General features: G+C 74.0%; 19 protein-coding genes and 1 tRNA gene. 8 read left to right on the top strand and 12 right to left on the bottom strand.

Annotated elements, in window-relative coordinates; genetic code table 11:
• Nucleotides 1-2 precede the first annotated feature (2 nt).
• Together GL263_RS00945 and GL263_RS00940 are read left to right on the top strand one after the other, a co-directional pair.
• Entirely contained in the window at nucleotides 3-1,604 is a 1,602-nt protein-coding gene (locus GL263_RS00945) for a glycerol-3-phosphate dehydrogenase/oxidase (RefSeq protein WP_182853583.1), read from the top strand.
• Nucleotides 1,605-1,889: 285 nt separating this feature from the next.
• Nucleotides 1,890-2,924, top strand: a complete 1,035-nt coding sequence (locus GL263_RS00940) for a PAC2 family protein (protein WP_182853582.1) — start codon at nucleotides 1,890-1,892, stop codon at nucleotides 2,922-2,924.
• Between the two features lie 116 nt (nucleotides 2,925-3,040).
• Here the strand turns inward: GL263_RS00940 and mshC are convergent, their stop codons facing one another.
• From mshC to GL263_RS00915, 5 genes are all read right to left on the bottom strand, one after another.
• Nucleotides 3,041-4,270 (bottom strand): cysteine--1-D-myo-inosityl 2-amino-2-deoxy-alpha-D-glucopyranoside ligase, encoded by a 1,230-nt coding sequence (mshC, locus tag GL263_RS00935; protein WP_182853581.1) that lies wholly within the window; start codon nucleotides 4,268-4,270, stop codon nucleotides 3,041-3,043.
• 111 nt (nucleotides 4,271-4,381) lie between these two features.
• On the bottom strand, nucleotides 4,382-5,326 hold the full coding sequence (locus GL263_RS00930) for an SCO1664 family protein (RefSeq protein WP_182853580.1): 945 nt from the start codon (nucleotides 5,324-5,326) through the stop codon (nucleotides 4,382-4,384).
• The gene (locus tag GL263_RS00925; RefSeq protein WP_182853579.1) at nucleotides 5,287-5,880 is read right to left on the bottom strand and encodes a DUF3090 domain-containing protein; all 594 of its coding nucleotides are present in this window, start codon (nucleotides 5,878-5,880) and stop codon (nucleotides 5,287-5,289) included. Before GL263_RS00925 ends, GL263_RS00930 begins: the two co-directional genes overlap by 40 nt.
• A gap of 102 nt (nucleotides 5,881-5,982) precedes the next feature.
• The gene (locus tag GL263_RS00920) at nucleotides 5,983-6,717 is read right to left on the bottom strand and encodes a histidine phosphatase family protein (protein WP_182853578.1); all 735 of its coding nucleotides are present in this window, start codon (nucleotides 6,715-6,717) and stop codon (nucleotides 5,983-5,985) included.
• A 178-nt stretch (nucleotides 6,718-6,895) separates the two neighbouring features.
• Entirely contained in the window at nucleotides 6,896-7,945 is a 1,050-nt protein-coding gene (locus GL263_RS00915; RefSeq protein ID WP_182853577.1) for an LLM class F420-dependent oxidoreductase, read from the bottom strand.
• A 76-nt stretch (nucleotides 7,946-8,021) separates the two neighbouring features.
• Here GL263_RS00915 and GL263_RS00910 point away from each other — a divergent pair, with 76 nt between their 5' ends.
• Nucleotides 8,022-9,005 carry an aldo/keto reductase gene (locus GL263_RS00910; RefSeq protein ID WP_182853576.1) on the top strand — a complete coding sequence of 328 codons (984 nt, stop codon included), beginning with the start codon at nucleotides 8,022-8,024 and terminating at the stop codon, nucleotides 9,003-9,005.
• Nucleotides 9,002-11,311: a helix-hairpin-helix domain-containing protein gene (locus GL263_RS00905; protein ID WP_182853575.1), complete on the top strand. Its 2,310-nt coding sequence runs from the start codon at nucleotides 9,002-9,004 to the stop codon at nucleotides 11,309-11,311. Before GL263_RS00910 ends, GL263_RS00905 begins: the two co-directional genes overlap by 4 nt.
• Before the next feature lie 87 nt (nucleotides 11,312-11,398).
• On the opposite strand, the gene GL263_RS00900 is transcribed toward GL263_RS00905, so the two are convergent.
• A complete protein-coding gene (locus tag GL263_RS00900) occupies nucleotides 11,399-12,064 on the bottom strand; it encodes a hypothetical protein (protein WP_182853574.1) in 666 nt (221 codons plus the stop codon).
• 47 nt (nucleotides 12,065-12,111) lie between these two features.
• On the opposite strand from GL263_RS00900, the gene GL263_RS00895 reads away from it, so the two are divergent.
• Nucleotides 12,112-12,300 (top strand): DUF5703 family protein, encoded by a 189-nt coding sequence (locus tag GL263_RS00895; protein ID WP_143649295.1) that lies wholly within the window; start codon nucleotides 12,112-12,114, stop codon nucleotides 12,298-12,300.
• Nucleotides 12,301-12,403: 103 nt separating this feature from the next.
• On the opposite strand, the gene GL263_RS28980 is transcribed toward GL263_RS00895, so the two are convergent.
• The 3 genes from GL263_RS28980 to GL263_RS00880 form a co-directional block, all read right to left on the bottom strand.
• The gene (locus tag GL263_RS28980; protein ID WP_182853573.1) at nucleotides 12,404-13,303 is read right to left on the bottom strand and encodes a chaplin; all 900 of its coding nucleotides are present in this window, start codon (nucleotides 13,301-13,303) and stop codon (nucleotides 12,404-12,406) included.
• A gap of 148 nt (nucleotides 13,304-13,451) precedes the next feature.
• The gene (gene chpH, locus GL263_RS00885; protein ID WP_143649297.1) at nucleotides 13,452-13,685 is read right to left on the bottom strand and encodes a chaplin ChpH; all 234 of its coding nucleotides are present in this window, start codon (nucleotides 13,683-13,685) and stop codon (nucleotides 13,452-13,454) included.
• 221 nt (nucleotides 13,686-13,906) lie between these two features.
• A complete protein-coding gene (locus GL263_RS00880) occupies nucleotides 13,907-15,247 on the bottom strand; it encodes a M20/M25/M40 family metallo-hydrolase (RefSeq protein WP_323379196.1) in 1,341 nt (446 codons plus the stop codon).
• 145 nt (nucleotides 15,248-15,392) lie between these two features.
• Here GL263_RS00880 and GL263_RS00875 point away from each other — a divergent pair.
• Nucleotides 15,393-15,477: transfer RNA gene (locus GL263_RS00875), tRNA-Leu, on the top strand.
• Between the two features lie 126 nt (nucleotides 15,478-15,603).
• Here the strand turns inward: GL263_RS00875 and GL263_RS00870 are convergent.
• A complete protein-coding gene (locus GL263_RS00870; RefSeq protein WP_182853571.1) occupies nucleotides 15,604-16,182 on the bottom strand; it encodes a Type-2Aa cytolytic delta-endotoxin in 579 nt (192 codons plus the stop codon).
• Between the two features lie 184 nt (nucleotides 16,183-16,366).
• On the opposite strand from GL263_RS00870, the gene GL263_RS00865 reads away from it, so the two are divergent.
• On the top strand, nucleotides 16,367-17,299 hold the full coding sequence (locus GL263_RS00865; protein WP_182853570.1) for a pseudouridine synthase: 933 nt from the start codon (nucleotides 16,367-16,369) through the stop codon (nucleotides 17,297-17,299).
• A 107-nt stretch (nucleotides 17,300-17,406) separates the two neighbouring features.
• Nucleotides 17,407-17,982: a GNAT family N-acetyltransferase gene (locus tag GL263_RS00860; RefSeq protein ID WP_182853569.1), complete on the top strand. Its 576-nt coding sequence runs from the start codon at nucleotides 17,407-17,409 to the stop codon at nucleotides 17,980-17,982.
• A gap of 93 nt (nucleotides 17,983-18,075) precedes the next feature.
• Here the strand turns inward: GL263_RS00860 and GL263_RS00855 are convergent, their stop codons facing one another.
• Nucleotides 18,076-18,477 (bottom strand): peptidase inhibitor family I36 protein, encoded by a 402-nt coding sequence (locus GL263_RS00855; RefSeq protein ID WP_182853568.1) that lies wholly within the window; start codon nucleotides 18,475-18,477, stop codon nucleotides 18,076-18,078.
• A 139-nt stretch (nucleotides 18,478-18,616) separates the two neighbouring features.
• Nucleotides 18,617-19,039 carry an acyl-CoA thioesterase gene (locus GL263_RS00850; RefSeq protein WP_182853567.1) on the bottom strand — a complete coding sequence of 141 codons (423 nt, stop codon included), beginning with the start codon at nucleotides 19,037-19,039 and terminating at the stop codon, nucleotides 18,617-18,619.
• Nucleotides 19,040-19,126: the final 87 nt, after the last annotated feature.

Here is a 19,126-nt window from a genome sequence, read left to right as displayed (position 1 = left end):
GCATGAACACCCTGCCCGCCCTCGGGGCGCATCCGACCGCCGGCGCGGACCTCGGCCGCGCCGAGACCAGAGAGGTCCTCGACGGGGCGACCTTCGACCTCCTGGTCGTCGGCGGCGGCATCCTGGGCACCTCGGTCGCCTGGCACGCCGCGCAGTCGGGCCTGCGGGTGGCGATGGTGGACGCCGGCGACTTCGCCGGGGCCACCTCCTCCGCCTCCTCCAAGCTCGTCCACGGTGGTCTGCGGTACCTCCAGACCGGCGCGGTCAAGCTGGTCGCGGAGAACCACCACGAGCGGCGGGTACTGGCCAGGGACGTCGCGCCGCACCTGGTCAACCCGCTCACCTTCTACCTGCCCGTCTACAAGGGCGGCCCGCACGGGGCGGCCAAGCTCGGAGCCGGCGTCTTCGCCTACTCCGCGCTGTCCGCCTTCGGGGACGGCGTCGGCCGGGTCATCTCACCCGCGAAGGCCGCCGCCGACAACCCGGGTCTGCGCACCGAGAACCTCAAGGCCGTCGCCGTCTACGGCGACCACCAGATGAACGACGCCCGGATGGCGGTCATGACCGTCCGCGCGGCGGTGGAGGCCGGCGCGGTTGTCCTCAACCACGCCGAGGTGACCGGACTGCGCTTCACCCGGGGCCGGGTGAGCGGAGCGGAGTTGAAGGACCGGCTGGACGGCACCGAGTTCGGTGTGGACGCCCGGCTGGTCCTCAACGCCACCGGTCCCTGGGTGGACCACCTGCGCCGGATGGAACACGCCGGCGCGGCGCCCAGCATCCGCCTCTCCAAGGGCGCCCACGTGGTGCTGCGCCGCAAGGCGCCCTGGCGGGCGGCGATGGCCACCCCGGTGGACAAGTACCGCATCACGTTCGCCCTGCCGTGGGAGGACCAGCTGATGCTGGGCACCACGGACGAGGCGTACGAGGGCGACCCGGGCGAGGTGCGCGCCACCGACGCCGACATCGACCAGATCCTGGACGAGGCGGCGTTCTCCATCCGTGACGAGCACCTCTCCCGGGACCTGATCACCTACGCCTTCGCCGGTCTCCGGGTGCTGCCCGGCGGTCCGGGCGGCGTGGAGTCCGCGAAGCGGGAGACGGTCGTCAGCGAGGGCCGGGGCGGCATGCTGTCGGTCGCCGGCGGCAAGTGGACGACCTACCGGCACATCGGACGGACCGTCCTGAAGCGGCTGGCGACCCTGCCGGGCGCCCCGCTGAGCGACGACATGCAGCCCGTCTCGCTGCTGCCGCGCCGGCTGCCGCTGCCCGGTGTGGCGAACCCGTCGGCGGTCGCCCACCGGCTGCTGGTGGACCGCGAGCCGGGCGCCCGGTTCGACCCGCGCACGGCGCGCCACCTGGCGACGCACTACGGCTCGCTGTCCTTCGAGATCGCGCGCCTGGTCGCCGAGGACCCGTCGCTCGGCGAGCGGGTCCACCCCGACGGCCCGGAGATCTGGGCCCAGGTCGTCTACGCCCGCGACCACGAGTGGGCGTACACCGCCGACGACGTGCTGCGCCGCCGGACCACCCTGACCGTCCGCGGTCTGGACACGCCGGAGGTGCGGGCGAAGGTGACCGAGGTGCTGGGCGACCGCGCCTCCTGACCGCGTCACGCGCGCGGTGACGTCGGCCGCACCCGATGTCGCCGCTCGACGACGCGAGCGAGCCGTACGGCGGCCCCCACCCGGCGGGTGGGCGGTCGCCGTACGGCTTGTCGCGCTGCGCGGCGGCCGGCGGCCCCACCGCCCGGCGACCTGCTCGAACCGTGTTCGAGGGCGCCGGTCGCACGTGGACTGAACCAGCGGCCCCGATGGTCGTAGGCTTGGCGGGCACGGAACATCGGTGAGCCGGCGCGGGCACGGGCCCGACCGGCCGGAAGGAGGCGCTGGGTGATCGAGCTGGAGGGGGTTCCCGAGCTGGTCGACCCGGTCATGATCGCCGCTTTCGAGGGCTGGAACGACGCCGGAGACGCCGCCTCCGCCGCGGTCGCGCACCTGGACCGCGAGTGGAAGGGCGAGGTGTTCGCGGCGCTGGACGCCGAGGACTACTACGACTTCCAGGTCAACCGGCCGCAGGTCTGGCTCGACGGCAAGGTGCGCCGGGTGACCTGGCCCACGACGCGGCTCTCGGTGGTCCGCACCGGTGGGGACAAGCCGCGCGACCTGGTGCTGGTGCGCGGCATCGAGCCCAGCATGCGCTGGCGCTCCTTCTGCAACGAGCTGCTGGGCTTCGCCCACGAACTCGGCGTCGAACTTGTCGTCGTCCTCGGCGCGTTGCTCGGCGACACCCCGCACACCCGCCCCGTCCCGGTCACCGGGGTCACCTCGGACCCGGACCTGGCGGCCTCGCTCGGCCTGGAGGAGTCCCGCTACGAGGGGCCCACCGGCATCGTCGGCATCCTCCAGGAGGCCTGCACCCACGCCGGGGTGCCGGCGGTGAGCCTGTGGGCCGCCGTACCGCACTACGTGTCGCAGCCGCCGAACCCGAAGGCGGCGCTCGCCCTGCTCAATCGGCTGGAGGACCTGCTGGAGGTGCGCGTCCCGCTGGGCGAGCTGAGCGAGGACGCCCGCGCCTGGCAGGTCGGAGTCGACCAACTCGCCGCCGAGGACAGCGAGGTGGCCGAGTACGTGCAGACGCTGGAGGAGGCCAGGGACACCGCCGAGCTGCCGGAGGCGTCCGGCGAGGCCATCGCCCGGGAGTTCGAACGCTATCTGCGGCGGCGCGACGGCCAGGGCGGTCCGGGCGGTCCGGGCGGTCCGGCGGCCGGCCAGGACAACGGGCCCTACCTGCGGGAGCCGGGCCCGCGAGGCCGGCCGCCCCGCCGCCCGTCCGGCGGGCCGGCGAAGGACTCGGGAGCGGGGTCGGATTCGGGCAACGGCCCGGAGGACGACCACGACGCGGAGGCCGGCCCCGAGAGCGGCTGACCGCCCCTCGACACGCCGACGGGCGGCGTCGGAAGCGTGCTCCACGCTCCCGACGCCGCCCGCGCGTTCACCTGCGGGCGCCGCGCGCCCGTCCCTTCAGCCCCGCGGGCCCGTCGTCACAGCGCGACGCCCAGCAGCGCGTCGACGGTGCGGGAGACAAGCCCCGGCGCGCCCTCGTCCGTACCGCCCTCGGCGTGCTGGCGCTCGGCCCAGCGGTCGACGGCGGCCAGCGCGGAGGGCGTGTCGAGATCGTCGGCCAGCGCCTCTCGGACCTCGGCCAGCAGTTCCTCGGCGGGCGGGCCGTCGGGCCTGGAGACCGCGGAGCGCCAGCGGGCCAGCCGCGCGGTGGCCTCGTCGAGGACCGCGTCGGTGTACTCCCAGTCGGCGCGGTAGTGGTGGGCGAGCAGGGTGAGGCGGACGGCCGCAGGGTCGACGCCGTCCCGGCGCAGGGCCGAGACGAACACCAGGTTGCCCTTGGACTTGGACATCTTCTCGCCGTGCAGCGCGACCATGCCCGCGTGCACGTAGGCCTTCGCGAACGGGTACTCGCCGGTCAGCGCCTGGGCGTGCGAGGCGCCCATCTCGTGGTGCGGGAAGGCGAGGTCGCTGCCGCCGCCCTGGACGTCGAAGCCCATGCCCAGGTGCTCCAGCGCGATCGCCACGCACTCGATGTGCCAGCCGGGCCGGCCGGTGCCGAGCGAGGCGCCGTCCCAGTGCGGTTCGCCGTCCCTGGCGGCCTGCCAGAGCAGGGGGTCGAGCGGGTTCTTCTTGCCCGCGCGGTCGGGGTCGCCGCCGCGTTCCGCGGACAGCCGCCGCATCACCTCGGCGTCGAGGCGCGACACCTCGCCGAAGTGCGGGTCGGCGTCCACCGAGAAGTAGACGTCGCCGCCCAACTCGTAGGCGGCGCCGACGTCGCGCAGCCGCTCGACGAGCGGCACGATCGCCGGTATCGCCTCCACCGCGCCGATGTAGTGCTGCGGCGGCAGCATCCGCAGCGCCGTCATGTCCTCCCGGAACAGGGCCGTCTCACGCTCGGCCAGCTGCTCCCAGGGGACGCCCGTCTCCTGCGCCCGCTCCAGCAGTGGATCGTCGACGTCGGTGACGTTCTGTACGTAGTGCACCTGCCGCTTGGTGTCCAGCCAGACCCGCTGGACGAGGTCGAAGGCGTTGTAGGTCGCCGCGTGTCCCAGGTGGGTGGCGTCGTACGGCGTGATGCCGCAGACGTAGATGCGGGCGACGGGACCGGGGGCGGAGGTCACCCGTCCGCCGGTCGCGGAGTCGTGGATCCGGAGGTCGCGGCCCTTGCCGGGCAGGGCGGGGACCTCGGAAGCGGGCCAGGCATGCATGGTCACGAGCGTAACCGCACGACGGTTCGTACAACGACACCGAGCCACGCTATGGCTCGAACAGCCCTCTTGCGCGAGTCGGTGCCGTGTGCTGGTGCCGTGTGCCGGGGCTCAGACCGGGGGCCAGGGGATGGCCGGCCAGTCGCCACCGGGGAGCGGATGGCGGCCGGTGGCCAGCAGCGCGCCGACGCGCTTGCGCAGGGCGTCCAGCTCGGCGGCGGACAGCAGTTCCGCCAGCCGGGCGGCCAGCGTGCCGCCCTCCGCCAGTTCCTCCGCCAGTCGCCGCAGCGCCCGTACGGCCTCCTCGGGCAGCGATTCGCCGGCCCAGCCCCACAGGAGGGTGCGGAGCTTGTCGTCGGTGTGGAAGGTCACTCCGTGGTCGATGACCCGCAGGCCGCCGTCCGGCAGCGCCAGCAGGTGGCCGCCCTTGCGGTCCGCGTTGTTGACGACGGCGTCCAGCACCGCCGTGCGCCGCAGCCGGCTGTCGTCGGCGTGGGCCAGCAGCGCCGGGCGCTCGCCGCCGGTGCTGTCGTCCGGCACCGAGGCGTGGCCCACCGGTTTCCAGCCGGACCCCGGGTCCCCGGTCTCCAGCAGCGCCACCAGGCCGGTGGGGCTGAGGCTGGCCAGCACCTCGGGTCCTTCCGACCCGTCCCCGGCGACCAGCTCCGCGGCCGGCTCGGCCGGAGTCGTCGTGGCGGGGCCCTCCTCCGGGTCCTCCAGCGGGTCGGCGCCCACCCATTCCTGGCACATGCCGGGGCCGAGCGGCCCGTCCCGCAGCACGGTCGGCGGGACCAGGTCCCAGCCGAGCGCGCGGCAGACCTCGTACGCCGCGACCTCCCGGCCGGCCAACGTGCCGTCGGGGAAGTCCCACAGCGGCCGCTCCCCCGCGACCGGCTTGTACACACAGCCCACCCGGTGCCCCTCGGCGGTGACCGTGGCGTACAGCACCGCGTTCGAGGCGTCCGGGATGCGGCCGACGACCGTCAGTTCGCCCTCGGCGAGCAGCCGCGCGGTGTTCAGCTCGCGCCCCGGCGGTATCCGTTCTGACGCGGGCATACGTGTCCCTCCGGGTCGAGCGGCAGGCTGCACAGCGGGCACGGGGGGCGGCCCGCGTTGACGACCTCGATGGCCCGCTTGGCGAAGGCCCTGGCCATCTGTCCCGTGACGCGCACCCGCAGCATCGGCGGGCCGTTCTCGTCGTCCTGGAGCAGCCGTTCCTCCGCCGCGGCCAGGTCCTCCTCCGAGTCGGCCTCCAACTCGACGAGGGCCTGCGCCTCGATGACCATGCGCTCGCTCTCGCCGTCCCAGGCAAGCGCCATCGTGCCGACCCGGAACTCCTCCTCGACCGGCGTCTCCAGCGGCGCGGTGTCGGCGAGTTCGGACGGGGCGACGGCCGGCACGGGCGCGTTGCCGCCGCTGCGCCGCACGACCTCGTCCAGCAGTTCGTCGATCCGCTCGGCCAGCGCCTCGACCTGCGCCTTCTCCAGCGCCACGCTGGTGGTGCGACCGCCGGCGGATGCCTGCAGGTAGAAGGTGCGCCGCCCGGGCAGTCCGACCGTGCCGGCGACAAACCGGTCCGGGGGGTCGTATAGGAAGACCTGACGGGACACGTCCTGCTCCAACGGTTGGGCTTAGGGGTTACTGGCACCCTACTGCCCGAGACGATCAGCGTGCTGACCCGGCGGTCGTTCCCGCCGGCGCCGCCGGGCGGTTCACGCGCCGCCGCCCACCACGGCCTGGCCGGAACCGTCCGCCCCGCCGGCCGGAACCGTGCCGCCGTGGGGCGCGGTGCCGCCGTCCGGTGCGTCGGCGGCCCGCCCGGCGAGGGAGGAGAGGTCGCCGGTGTCCCCGAGCCTCAGCAGGAACGGCCGCAGCGGGGTGTAGCGGATCGCGGTCACCGAACCGGGCTCCGCGGTGATCCGCTGGAAGAGGTCGAGGTGCAGCCCGAGCGCGTCGGCGACGATCGACTTCACCACGTCGCCGTGGGTGCACATCAGGTAGACGGCGTCCGGGCCGTGCTCCCGGGCGATCCGCTCGTTCCAGTCGTAGACGGCGGCCACCGCGCGCCGCTGCATCTCGCGCATCGACTCCCCGCCGGGGAACGCCGCCGCGGTCGGGTGCTGCTGGACGGTCGCCATCAGCGGCTCGTCCATCAGCTCGCTGAGCTTGCGGCCCGTCCAGTCCCCGTAGTCGCACTCGCTGATGCGCTCGTCGACGATGTCGGCCAGCTCGGGGCGGCGGGCCAGCAGCGGCTCCAGCGTGCGCCGGCACCGCAGCACCGGGCTGCGCACGGCCGCCGCGAGCGGCAGCCCGGCCAGGCGGTCGGGCAGCGCCTCGGCCTGCGCGGTGCCGTGGGCGTCCAGCTCCACCCCGGGGGCGCGGCCCGCGAGCACGCCGGAGGTGTTGGCGGTGGACCGGCCGTGTCGGACGACGAGCAGTATGGGCATGCCTGCCAGCGTAGGGCCTGCCTCCCGGGACGGAACCGTCCCGGGAGCGTTCAGGCCGTAACCCGGGCGGGCCCTCGGGCGTTGTGCCCGGTGACGGCCGTGGCGGGGAGACCCCGAGCCCCCACCACGGCCGCAGAAACGTCACGCTGGACCGCAACGTCACGCTGGGCCGCCGCTCTCAGGCGGCGCCGCTGCGCTCCAGTGCCTCCACTCCGGCACGCAGCGACACCAGCCGCTCCTCCAGGGTGAAGCCGGCGGGCGCCAGGGACAGGGTGGTCACCCCGGCTTCGGCGTAGGCCCGCATGCGGTCGGCGATCCGCTCGACCGGGCCGAGCAGCGTGGTGGAGTCGATCAGCCGCTCCGGGACCGCGGCCGCGGCGCCCTGCTTGTCGCCCGCCAGATACCGGTCCTGGATCTCGGCGGCCTCCTTCTCGTAACCCATGCGCTGCGCGAGGCGGTTGTAGAAGTTCTGCTTCCGGCTGCCCATGCCGCCCACGTACAGGGCCGTGTACGGCCGGAAGGTGTCGGCCAGCGCGCCCACGTCCTCGCCGACCGCGAGCGGCACCGTCGGGCAGACGTCGAAGCCGTCCATCGTCAGCCCGGCCTTCCGCCGCCCGGCGCGCAGAGCGGACAGCGTGGTCTCCTCGGCGTGCTCGGGCGCGAAGAAGATCAGCAGGGCCCCGTCGGCGATCTCACCGGTCTGCTCCAGGTTCTTCGGGCCGATCGCGGCGATGTAGAGCGGGACCCGCTCACGCACCGGATGCACGGTCAGCTTGATCGGCTTGCCCGGGCCGTCCGGCAGTGGCAGCGTCCAGTGCTCGCCCTGGTGCGTCAGCCGCTCCCGGCTCATCGCCTTCCGGACGATCTCGACGTACTCCCGGGTGCGGCTCAGCGGCCGGTCGAACCGCACCCCGTACCAGCCCTCGGAGACCTGCGGCCCGGAGACCCCGAGCCCCAGCCGGAAGCGGCCGCCGGAGAGGGTGTCCAGGGTCGCGGCGGTCATCGCCGTCATCGCCGGCGTCCGGGCCGGGATCTGGAAGATCGCCGAACCCACGTCGATCGTGCTCGTCTGGGCCGCCACCCACGCCAGCACGGTCGGCGCGTCCGAGCCGTACGCCTCGGCGGCCCAGCACACCTCGTACCCGAGCCGTTCCGCCTCCTGGGCGACGGCCAGGTTGTCCTGGTCCATGCCGGCACCCCAGTAGCCGAGGTTGATCCCGAGTCGCATCGCACTCTCCCTTACCGGCCGGTAACGTCGTTGTCCCTGCGGACTCTAGCGGCCGCCCGAACTACCCTCAACGCCCATGGAGCCAAGACAGCTGGGCCACACCGGCCTGCGGGTGTCCCGGCTGGGACTGGGCACCCTCAGCTGGGGCCGCGAGACCAGCGACCAGGAGGCCGCGGCCGTACTCAAGGCCTTCTGGGAGGCGGGCGGCACGCTCGTCGACACCGCCGACGTGTACGCCGACGGCACCGCCGAACACCTGCTCGGCCGGCTGCTGGAGTCCATCGTGCCCCGCGAGGACCTCGTCATCGCGACCAAATCGGGCTGTGTCGCCGACCCGCACCGCGCGGTCGACGCCTCGCGCGGCCACCTGCTGACCGCGTTGGACTCCTCCCTGCGCCGGCTCGGCACCGACCACGTGGACCTCTGGCAGGTCCACGCCTTCGACCCGCTCACTCCGACGGAGGAGACCCTGCACGCCCTGGACGTCGCCGTCTCCAGCGGCCGCGCCCGCTACGTCGGCGTCTGCGGGTTCAGCGGATGGCAGCTCGCCAAGGCCGCCACCTGGCAGCTCGCGACCCCCGGCCGGGCCCGGCTGGCCGGCGTCCAGCTGGAGTACTCGCTGCTGCAACGCGGCGTGGAGCGGGAGGCGTTGCCCGCCGCCCGCGACCTGGGCGTCGGCCTGCTGCCCTCCTCCCCGCTCGGCCGCGGCGTACTCACCGGCAAGTACCGGGACGGCGCGGCGCCGGCCGGCTCACGCGGCACCGGGGAGCGCATGGCGGCCTTTGTCGCGCCCTACCTCGACAGCACCGCCGACCGCATCGTCGACGCCGTGACCACCGCCGCCGACGGACTCGCCGTCAGCCCGCTCCAGGTCGCCCTCGCCTGGGTCCGCGACCGGCCCGGTGTCGCGGCGCCGCTGGTCGGCGCGCGCAACGCCCAGCAGCTCGGCCAGGCGTTGTCAGCGGAAGCCCTTACTCTTCCTGACGAGATCACCCGGGCCCTCGACGAGGTCTCCGCCCCGGTGCACCGCTATCCCGACCAGGACTGGAGCACGCTGTGACCACCCCACCGCCGCCGACCGACGCCACCGACCGCGCGGAGGGCCCGGACGACGGAAGCGCGACGCGCGCGGCGAGCGACGCGCGCGGGCCGGAGGGCGCGCGTTCCGAGCCGTCTCCGGCCGAGGCGGCCGGGGACAACACCGCCGAGGCGGAGGCCGGCGCCGACGACCCGGCGGACGCTGCGGAAGACCCGGCGGACGGTGGCAGCGGCGGTGGCGACGGCACGGGGGACGCCGGCGACGCGGGGGACGCCGGCGGGGACCCGACCGAGCCGCGTGGACGCGGTGCCCGCCCGGTACCGGAGGCCGGAGGGAAGCTTGCCGGGCGTGCGGCCGAACTCCTGGCGGCCGTCCGGGCCGTGGAGAGCGGGGAGCGCGCGGCGGCCGAGTTCTACACCCGGCCGGCGCCGGAGGCCCGCCGTCCGGCCCGCCCGGCGGTGCCGCCCGCCGCAGCGGTCGGCGGCGATCCGGCCGACCCGGCCGGCCGGCCCCGCGTGGAGGTTCCGCCCGGGCTCGCCGACCTGTTCGCGGAGGGTGGCGCGCCGCCGTCGCTGGCCCTGCCCGCGGCCATGGCGCTCGGCGGCGAGGCGGCCGAGGCGCTGCGCGCCGACCCGTGGCGGCTCCTGACGGTCCCGGGTGTACGTCCCGAGCAGGCGGACGGGTTCGCCCGCGCGCTGCTCGGCGCCGAGTGCGACCCCCAGGACCCGCGTCGCGGCCCGGCGTTGGCCCAGTGGACGCTTCTGCGGGCCGCGCTCAGCGGGCACACCGTACTCGACCACGACGGCCTCGTGCGGCGGCTCGCCGGCCTCGGTGTCGCGGACGCGGAGGCCGCCCTGGAGTCGGCGGTCGCCGAGGGGCAGCTCGTCGACTTCCACGAACCGGCTCCCGAGGCGGGGACCGCCGCGCCCGCCGACGCGTCGGACGACGTGTCCGAGGAGGAGCCGCCGCCCGGCGTCCGGCTGTACGGGCTCGAACGCTGGGCGGTCGCCGAGGAGTCGCTGGCCGAGGGGCTGTACCGGCTGGTCAGCACCTTCGCCGCCGAGCGCCCCGACGGCGACGCGCCGCCGCCCGGCGGCGACGAGGCGTGGGAGGGGGCCGCCCGGGCCACCAGGTCCCCGTCCGCCGCCGAACTCGTGCGGCGTGTCGCAGGCCACGCCCTGGTGACGCACACCGGCGGCGAGGCCTCCCGGGCCGAGATCGCCGAACTGCTGGCCGCCGCGACGTCGGTGGGCCTCCGGGCCTGGGCGGTGACCGCCACGGACGACGCCCGCGACCGCTTCGCCGCGCTGCTGCCCGAGCCCACCGAAGCGCCGTCCGACGACACGCCCGCCGGCGCCGGGGTCGCCACGCTCGCCGGGCTGCTGGCCGGCGCGGAGGGCCCGGGGCGGGACGCCGAGGGCGCGCTGGCCCTGGACCTGCTGGCCGTCACCGACGCCGCGCTGCTGGACACCGAGGCCGGAGCGGCGGTCGCGGAGTCGCTGGCCGACGGGTCCCGGCTGGTGCTCAGCGGCGACCCGCTCGGCCTCGGGCCGGTCGGGCCGGGCCGGGTTCTCGGGGACGTGCTCGCGGCCGGTGTCTGCCCGCACGTGTCCTCCCGCACGCCCGACCCGGGGCCGCTCGGTGAGCTGGTCTCCGGCGTGGGGGCGGGCGAGCTGCTCCAGGTCGAGGCCCCCGACCGCGAGCTGGTGATCGTGCCGGTACGGGACGCGGGTGAGGCCGTGCACCGGGCCGTCCAGCTGGTCACCGACTCGGTGCCGCGCGCGGTCGGCGTGCCGGCATCGGAGACGCGGGTGGTCACCGTCGGGCACGGCGGCGGCGCCGGCACGACCGCACTGAACGCCGCCCTCAAGGCCCGGCTGAACCCGGGGCCGGGCGCCTTCGGCGGCTTCGACCCGGAGGACCGGGTGGTCTACACGCCCGGCCCGGGCCGGGCGCTGCACGCCCGGGTGGTCGGTGCCGACGCGGAGGGCCTGCGGCTGGAGTGCGCGGGCCGGCCGCTGGTCGTCCCGCGCGAGCTGGTCGCCACGACCGTCCGGCACGGCTGGGCCGTCACCGCCCACCAGGCCGTGGGCCGCCGCTGGCCGGCGGTGGTGGTCGTCCTGCCGGGCGACGCCGGCGAGGCGCTCGACCGCCCCTGGGTGTACACGGCGTTCGGCCGTGGGCTGCGGCACGTCTCGGTGGTGCACGGCGTCGGCTCCGAGCTGCCTCGGGCGGTGGCCGAGCGGCCGGGCGCCGAACGGCACACCCGGCTGCGCTCCCTGCTCTCCGCGCAGTCGGCCGCACAGTCCGCCGCCGAGGCCGGCTGACCCGACCCGGCCCGACCCGAGCCCAGCCCGGCGGGCCGGCCCGCCGGGCTTTCCGCGACCCTCCGCCCGCCCGCGCGGACGGACGGGTCAGCGGGCGGACTCCTCCGGCCCGTACAGCTCGTCCTCGTCGAAGACGGAGCTGATGTCGAAGCGGCACACCACCCGCTGCGGGTCGGCCACGTCGAAGGGCGCGTTCAGCCACTCCCCCGGCTCCGGCGCCTCGTCGGCGGCCTGCACCCACACCGTGGAGTCGCCCTCCTCCAGGCCGAACTCCTTGTGCCGGGTGGCGATCTCGTCCGGCTCGAACTCGCCGAAGAGCACGCCGAGCGCCGCGTGCACGCTGCTGCCGGCCTCCTCGCCCTCGCCGGCCAGGTCGGTCGCGTCCGGATCGAGTTCGGTGATCCGCCGCGCCTGCGCCAGCAGCCGCAGCGGCTCGGCGACCGTGTAGTCCCGGCGGACCAGCACGCTCAGCGCGCTGGGATCGTCGGGCCCCAGGTAGTCCGGGACTTGGTCGCCGCCGGGGATCTCGAAGGGGGTGACCTCGTCGTACGCGTCGTAGAGCAGCGCGTCGTAGGCCTCGCCGGCGGCGGCGAGTTCGTTGAACGCCGAGTAGACGGCCGCGTCCGCCTCCGCGGCCGGCTCCTCGGTCGCGTCCCGTCGTTCGATGGCGTCGAGGTGACGGTCCAGCGCGGTCTTCAGCGCTTCGACGGCGGCTCGTACCTCGGCAGCGGTGGGCTGCGCAGCATCAGACATAGTGCAGACGCTATCCGTAGTCGGCCCCTGCACGCACAATAGATGCGATGCCGGAATACGAATTTCGGGACGTGTACGTCCCACGAGGGGTCTCCCGCAGCGCGACCACCCGCCTGCTGACCGAACACGCCGAGTACGGGCACTGGGAGTTGGACCGTCTGAGGCTCCACCCGGACGGCAGCCGCCGGGTGCGGCTGCGGCGGCGGATCATCCGCCAGTTGCGTGCCACCTGGTGAGACGGGCCGTGCACGCCATGAAGCGGGCTCCGCCCCCGCGGCACCCGCTTCATGTCCTACCTTTTCCCGCCCTGTTCCTCACGGCCCGCTGAGGGCCGCCACGTCAGCGCCGCGCGACGCGGGCGCGACGGTAGAGCACGTAGCCGCCGAGCAGCAGGGCCGCACCCACCGGCGCGGCGGTGCCCAGCGTCGAGGCGCCGGTCTGGGCCAGCTCGGGCTGGGCCTGCGTCCGCTCGGTCTGCGGTGAGACCTGCTTCTGCGGGCCGCGGTCCGACGGCTCGACCTCCTCGGACGGCTTGCCCGGGGTCTCGGGAGTCCGGCTCTCCGGGCTCTCCTCCTCCGGAACCTCCGGAGTGCGCGGCTTCTCCGGCGTCTCCGGGCCGGGCTCACCCGGCTCACCCGGCTTGCCCGGCTTCCCGGGCTTCCCCGGCTTGCCGACGTTGCCGCACTGGTTGCCCATGGCCGGGTTCAGGAGGCCGACCACGTTGACGGTGTTGCCGCAGGCGTTGACCGGGACGTCGACCGGGACCTGCACGTTGTTGCCGGAGCCGACACCGGGCGAGCCCACGGTCTCGCCGTGCGCGTGGGAGCCGCCACCGTGGTGGCCGCCGCCCTGGTGACCCCCACCGTGGTGACCGCCATCCTGGTGGCCGCCACCGTGGTGACCGCCACCCTGGTGGCCGCCACCGTGGTGACCGCCCTGGTCCTTGCCGCCGTCCTGGTGCCCCTTGCCGCCCTGCTGCTTGCCCTTCGGCGGGGAGCTGACGTTGGCGCACTGGTTGCCCATGGCCGGGTTGAGACCGCCGACGACGGTGACCGTGTTGCCGCAGGCGTTGACCGGCACGTGCACCGGCGCCTGGACGGAGTTGCCGGAGAGCACGCCGGGCGAGCCGTGGGCCTGGCTCTCGGCGCTCGACCCCGCGTGCGCGGTGCCGCTCGCCAGGGCGAGCACGCCGCCCGCCGCGGCAAACGTCACCAGACTGTTTCGGGTGGCCTGTCGCATGGTTGATTCCTGCCTTCTTGCTTGCGTGTACGCGAGCGGGGCGCGGCGTAGCGCCGGCAGTCGCACCTGCTCGCCCGGAACCCGGCGACCCCGGAGCGCATGGCGCGCGCTCCGGGGTCGCGGCGTCATCCCTCGTGAAAGAGAGAGATCAGTGGTTGACGCAGGTGTTGCCGAAGGTCGGGTTCAGCAGCCCGATGACGGAAACGGTGTTGCCGCAGACGTTCACCGGGACGTGAACCGGCACCTGGATGACGTTGCCGGACAGGACACCGGGGGAACCCACGGCGGCGGCCTGCGCGCCGGCGGACGCAGAGGCGACACCAGCGCCAGCGAGCACCAGACCACCGGTGGCAGCCGCGGCAGCGACGACCTTCTTGAGCATTTTTCCTCCTAGTTGGCAATGCGATCCAAGCTGCGGACCGCACCACCTGTAACGAGGAGGCGTGGGGCGGGCTACGACCAGTGCCGCCTATTCACCCGTCCTGAGTAGTCGCAAACACACGGCCGATTCGGCTGTTCGGTGCGCCGGCTCCGCTCCGGCCCCCACCTCACGCACCGCTGACGACCCACCTGACCAGGCGTTCTCCGAAACCGGCAGCTGCCTCAGCACTGGTCGAGGAAGCGGTCGAGCACCCGCACGCCGAACTTCAGACCGTCCAGAGGTACCCGCTCGTCGACGCCGTGGAACATGCCCGCGAAGTCCAGCTCCGGCGGCAGCTTCAGCGGCGCAAAACCGAAGCAGCGGATGTCGAGGTCGTCGAAGTGCTTGGCGTCGGTGCCGCCGGAGAGCATGTACGGCACGGCTCGGGCCGCCCGGTCCTCCGCCTTCAGCGCCGACTGCATCGCGTCCACCAGCGCACCGTCGAACGTGGTCTCCAGCGCCCTGTCGGAGTGCTCGGAGATCCGCCGGACCCGGGGGCCGAGGACCCGGTCGAGATCGGCCAGGAACTCCTCCTCGTGCCCGGGGAGGAAGCGTCCGTCCACGTGCGCGGTCGCCTTGCCGGGGATCACGTTCACCTTGTAGCCGGCGTTGAGCTGCGTCGGCGCGGCGGTGTTCTGGAGCGTCGCGCCGATGATCCGCGCGATTCCGCCCAGCTTGGCGAGCGTCTCCTCCATGTCCTCCGGGTCCAGCTCGGTGCCGAGCGCGTCCCCCAACTCGTCCAGGAAGGACCGCACGGTCTTGGTGGCCCGGACGGGGAACCTGTGCCGTCCCAGCCGGGCGACGGCCTCACTCAGTTCGGTGATCGCGTTGTCCCGGTTGACCATCGAGCCGTGCCCGGCGGTGCCCTCCACCTCCAACCGCATCCAGTGCATGCCCTTCTGGGCGGTCTCGATCAGGTACAACCGCAGATCGTCGTTGACGGTGAAGGAGAATCCGCCGACCTCGCCGATCGCCTCGGTCACCCCGTCGAAGTGCTCCCGGTGGTGGTCCACCAGGTGCCGGGCGCCGAAGACGCCGCCGGCCTCCTCGTCGGCGAGGAACGCCAGCACCACGTCGCGCGGCGGACGGCGCCCGCTGCGCATCCGGTCCCGGATCACCGCGAGCGTCATGGCGTCCATGTCCTTCATGTCCACCGCGCCGCGACCCCACAGGCATCCGTCGGCGATCTCACCCGCGAACGGGTCGTACGTCCAGTCCGAGGCGTCCGCCGGCACCACGTCCGTGTGCCCGTGGATCAGCAGCGCGGGCCGCGAGGGGTCCTCCCCCTCGATCCGCGCCACCAGCGACGCCCGCCCGCGCTCGGACTCGATGATCTTCGACTCCACGCCGACCTCGGCCAGCTTCTCGGCGACGTACTCCGCCGCCGCCCGCTCACCCCTGGCGTCGCCTCCACCGAAGTTGCTGGTGTCGATCCGGATCAGGTCCCGGCACAGGTCGACGACCTCGTCCTCGCCGCTCACACCGGTGCCGCCGCCCTGCCCGACCGGGTTCGTCGCACTCACGCTGCCTCCTGAAGTAGTGGTCGTCCCCATCCTCCCGCCTCCGCACACCCCGCCCAAGGCCGCCGCGTGATCGAACCGCCCCCATCAGGTGTTATGGTTGTCGACGTCGCGAGGCACGGCGGAGATCCGGGCCCGCAGCTCACCGGTCCGGGTGGCGGAATGGCAGACGCGCTAGCTTGAGGTGCTAGTGCCCTTTATCGGGCGTGGGGGTTCAAGTCCCCCCTCGGACACTCTCACAGAACCCCAGTTCAGCTGGGGTTCTTCTGCTTTTCGGGGGTGCTCGCGGGCCTCGTGGGAGCGGCCGCGTGGAGAACGGGGAAGGGCGGCCCGGGACGGCGGGCCGCGGCGGTCGGGGGTCAGATCGCGAGGGGTAGCCGCTGGCGCAGCACGATCGCGTTGAGCACGGTCGAGAAGGGCACCACGTCGGTGGGCTCCAGGGCGCCGGCGCGTGCCTTGTCGACACCGAGTGTCACGTCGATGCAGCAGGCGAGCGCGTACAGGTGCTCGTCGGTGTCCGCGTCCTGGAGGGCGAAGAACAGGTCCCGGTAGTAGCTCGTGTGGTCGGGGCCCTCGTCGTAGTACGCGAGGCCGGGTGCGTCTCCCTGGGCGGCGAGGCCGGTGAAGGCGTGGAGCAGTTCACGCTCGACGGTGCCCCAGAAGCCCGCGTCGGCGCACTCCTGCGGCAGCGCCTGACGCACCGCCTCCTTGAGCGACAGCACCATGACCATGACGGGGGCCTCCTCCTGGAGCCTCCAGCCGCGCACCATGCGCACGATCTCACCGCGGGGCACGGCGGCGGCCGCCTCCCTGATGTGCTCGAAGTCGAAGTTGACGGTCGCGGGGGCGATCGCCTCCTGGAACAGCCTGTCGACGGACCGGGCTTGTCCGAGATGGTCCTCGCCCACCTCGATGACGGTCCTGAAACCGGCGGCCATGCTTCCTCCTGCTGGACGGTGGTGATGATCAAGGGCGCCGGCCAGTATGCCGACCACGGCGGCCGCGCAGGACCCCCGTCCCGCGGTGCGGACGGGGGCGTTGTCGCGGCGGGTGGGAGACTGGCCGAGCGCGCCGGTGAGGTGCGGTGGACGGCACTCGGACAGGCGGGGCACGGCGGTTGAGATGACACGTGGGCGACGGACTCCGCCGGCCCCGCTGGAGCAGCGGAGGGGTGTCGACCCGGTACGGCTGCGGCTGCCGCCGGACCCGGACGGGCGGTGGCCGACCGTGCGGGACCATCTGGTGGCGCGGTTCGGGCAGGCGATCGGTCCCCGGCGGGTGGACGAGATGCTGAGGGCCGGGGACTTTGTCACGGCGGAGGGGCCGCTCGGCCGTGAGGCGCCCTATCAAGCCGGGCTGTACGTGTGGTTCCACCGGGAGTTCGCGCCGGAGGAGCCGGTGCCGTTCGAGGTGGAGGTCGTGTACCGGGACGAGCGGGTGGTCGTCGCCGACAAGCCGCACTTCCTCGCCACCACTCCCCGCGGCGGGCATGTCACCGACACCGCGCTCGCCCGGCTCCGCCGCGACCTCGGCCTGCCCGACCTCCAGCCCGCCCACCGCCTCGACCGGCTGACGGCCGGGCTGGTCCTGTTTGTCGTCCAGCCGCGCCACCGGGGCGCCTACCAGTCGCTGTTCCAGCTGCGGCGGGTGCGGAAGGAGTACCGCGCGGTGGCGGCGTTCGACCCGCGGGTGCCGCTCCCGGCGACCGTCCGGAGCCGCATCGTCAAGGAGCGCGGGGAGCTGACCGCCCGCGAGGTGCCGGGCGAGCCCAACAGCGAGAGCCGCGTCGAGCTGCTGGAGCACCGCGCCGGCCGGGGCCTGTACCGCCTGGTGCCGCACACCGGCCGCACCCACCAGCTGCGCGTCCACATGAACGCGCTCGGCCTGCCGATCCTCGGTGATCCGCTCTATCCGCGGGTGGTCGCCGAGGCGGACGGGGAGGACGACTACACGCGGCCCCTGCAACTCCTCGCCGCGACGCTGGAGTACACCGACCCCGTGACGGGCCTGCGAGCCCGCTTCGACAGTCGCCGCCGGCTCGGGGAATCGCCTTGACAACCGGCGTCGCGGTCGGCGGGAAATCGGGTGAGGAGGGCACGGGTCGCGGCCTAGGGTCGGGGTCGGGGGCCCTGAGGTGGGGCCCCGGACGATGGGGGTGACAGGTGATCGAGATCCGGGAAGCGCTCACGACCCGGCGGTTGGTGCTGCGGCCGTTCCAGGCGGCGGACGAGGACGACATGTACGCGTTCGAGTCGCTGCCGGAGGTGGCCCGGTACCTGTACAACAACCCGAGGAGCCGCGCGGAGACCGCCGCCGAGCTGGCACGGAGGCAGGGACAGACCGCGCTCCGGGAGGAGGGCGACACGTTGGTGCTCGCCGTCGAGGCGGACGGCCGGGTGATCGGCTACGTGCTGCTGGAGTGGCTGAGCAGGCGGCACCGGCAGGGTGAGTTCGGGTTCGTGTTCCACCCCGGGTCCCAGGGCCGGGGTTACGCGAGCGAGGCTGCCGTCGAGATGCTGCGGCTCGGGTTCGAGGAGCTGGGCCTGCACCGGGTGATCGGGCGCTGCGATCCGCGCAACGAGGGCTCGTGGCGGCTGATGGAGCGCCTGGGGATGCGGCGCGAGGCGCACTTCGTGGAGTCGGAGATCTTCAAGGACGAGTGGGGCAGCGAGCTGCACTACGCGATGCTGGCGTCGGAGTGGCGGGCGTCGCGATGGGCGACGGCGCCAGCGGGGTGACGGCCCTTCGGGGCGGCGGACGCGGGACGGTCCCGTCGCCGGCCTCGGGCCGGGCGACGGGACCGTTCCGGTGGGACGGCAGGGAGGCGCGGATCAGCAGCTCGTGACCCACTTGTGGGAACGGAGCTTGTAGGTGCCCGCGAGGTTGCCCTGGTTACCGACCTTGGTGCAGCCGATCCGGTTCTGGTAGTTGGCCCCGGTGTAGTAGACGACATCCTTGTAGCCGCTGGCGAAGCCGTTGTTGTACACCGACTTGACGTTGTGGGTGCCAGCCCACGAGCAGGTGATGCCGCCGCCCCGCCAGTCGGAGTCGTTGCCGTCCCACTGGCACATGTGGCCGGTGCCGTTGGAGCCGGTGTAGAAGCAGATGTTCCCCTTCTTGCAGTCGCTGTAGGAGGCGGCGTTCGCAGTGCCCGGCGCCATCAGGACCGCCGCGCTCGCGGCGACGGCGGCGCCGGCCGCCAGAGTGGCACGGAACTTGCTGATGCTGGTCATCCCCGGTCTTCTCCTTCTCCACGCCCCGCAGGGCGCCACCGATCTGGTGGCCCGGCCAGCATCGGGCCCGGCGGGCGGCACGGGTACCTCGGACGTCCGAGGGTGCGGTGGGCGGAGAGTCGGCGGTCGCCGCCGCCGGTCAGAGCCCGAGCAGGTCGGGGTGGGTGGCCAGTGCGCGGAGGCGGTCGGCGGGGTCGCGGACGAGCCGGCGTTCGGTGAGGTCCAACAGACCCGCGACGCCGGTGAGTTCGGCGGCGAGTTCGCCGTCGGCGCGGACGATCTCCTGCCGCAGCCGGAACGTCTTGCCGCCGCCCCACTGCCAGGCGCAGCTCACCGTCAGCTCGTCGCCGCCGCGCAGTTCGCGGTGGAACCTGATGGTGTTCTCCAGTGCCGCCGGGCCGACGCCGGTCGCCAGCAGGGCCTCCTGGGTGATGCCGGCGGCCCGCAGGCACTCCCAGCGGGCGTGTTCGCAGTACTGGAGGTAGACGGCCTGGTTGAGGTGGCCCTGGGTGTCGAGTTCGTATCCCCGGACGGTGACCTCGACCCGGAACGGTTCCACCATGGCGTGACCCGACCTTCCCGCTGTGTGCCTGACGACGGATGAGCGGCACCAGCCTGCCATCCGCCGTGCGGGAACGCGGTGTCGGGT

This window comes from Streptomyces durbertensis (genome assembly GCF_014156695.1).
GTDB lineage: Bacteria > Actinomycetota > Actinomycetes > Streptomycetales > Streptomycetaceae > Streptomyces > Streptomyces durbertensis.
The sequence above is the reverse complement of the archived record's forward strand: the minus strand, read 5'-3'. Positions and strand labels throughout refer to the sequence as shown.